The 269-nt window shown below is 62.1% G+C and carries 1 protein-coding gene; it reads right to left on the bottom strand.

Annotation, left to right across the window (positions count from 1 at the left end; translation table 11 throughout):
• Positions 1-269, bottom strand: a 269-nt coding sequence (locus tag SB764_RS40605) for a DUF3141 domain-containing protein (RefSeq protein ID WP_410866843.1), incomplete at both ends; no start/stop codon positions are given.

Raw genomic sequence — 269 nt, 5'->3', positions numbered from 1 at the left:
CCTTCTCCGTGGCGATTAGCCCGGACCGCGTCCGCGGCCGGCCCAAGCCATGCGAACCAGGGGTTCAGGTCCGAGAATGCCCATCGCTGCGCGCGCAGCGGATGAAACGTTCGCAGCAGTGTGGCCGTCGTTTCGTTCGACATGGCCTGCACAAATGGTTGAACGAAGAACTCATAGGCGCGCTGATTCAGTTCGGAGATACGCTCGACGGCCTCGAAAGGCGCCTCATCGACGCGCTCGAACCGGTTGAAGTGCTCGGCGACTTCTTC

The organism is Paraburkholderia sp. SIMBA_027, assembly GCF_046535315.1.
Lineage (GTDB): Bacteria > Pseudomonadota > Gammaproteobacteria > Burkholderiales > Burkholderiaceae > Paraburkholderia > Paraburkholderia tropica.
Note: the sequence above shows the minus strand (reverse complement) of the source record. Positions and strands in the feature narration are given on the sequence as shown.